Source organism: Roseovarius nitratireducens, from assembly GCF_002925845.1.
Classification (GTDB): domain Bacteria; phylum Pseudomonadota; class Alphaproteobacteria; order Rhodobacterales; family Rhodobacteraceae; genus Roseovarius; species Roseovarius nitratireducens.
Genome location: NZ_PDNI01000083.1, coordinates 1 through 759, shown reverse-complemented (window position 1 = coordinate 759; position 759 = coordinate 1). Strand labels below are relative to the sequence as shown.

1 pseudogene is annotated in these 759 nt (G+C 38.1%); it reads right to left on the bottom strand.

Features of this window, described 5'->3' with window-relative positions:
• Window positions 1-68: 68 nt before the first annotated feature.
• A pseudogene (locus CRJ03_RS20520) lies at window positions 69-668 on the bottom strand (cbb3-type cytochrome c oxidase subunit I).
• Between the last annotated feature and the right edge of the window lie 91 nt (window positions 669-759).

Genomic DNA, 759 nt, shown 5'->3' with positions numbered 1-759 from the left:
GTGACGATGTGAGAAATGATTCCAAATCCAGGGAGAATTAAAATATAAACTTCTGGGTGTCCAAAGAATCAGAATAAGTGTTGGTATAGAATAGGATCACCCCCTCCTGCTGGGTCGAAGAAGGTTGTGTTTAAATTACGGTCTGTGAGTAATATGGTAATTCCTGCTGCTAAGACTGGTAGAGATAATAGAAGAAGAACAGCTGTAATAAGGACTGATCATACAAATAATGGGGTTTGATATTGTGTAATTGCTGGTGGTTTTATATTAATAATTGTAGTAATGAAGTTAATAGCACCTAGAATAGATGATACTCCTGCTAAATGTAGTGAAAAAATTGTTAAATCTACGGAAGCTCCAGCATGGGCAAGGTTGCCGGCTAGTGGGGGGTATACTGTTCATCCAGTTCCAGCTCCGGCTTCTACTATGGAAGAGGCTAAAAGTAATAAGAATGATGGCGGAAGTAACCAGAAACTTATATTATTTATTCGTGGAAATGCTATATCAGGAGCACCAATTATTAGTGGAACAAGTCAGTTTCCAAATCCTCCAATTATCATAGGCATAACCATAAAGAAAATTATAATAAATGCATGGGCTGTAACAACTACATTATAAATCTGGTCATCTCCAAGTAGGGCTCCTGGTTGGCCAAGTTCTGCTCGGATGAGAATACTTAGAGCGGTTCCTACTATTCCTGCTCAAGCACCAAATATAAGGTAAAGGGTACCGATATCTTTGTGATTTGTTGAAAATAAT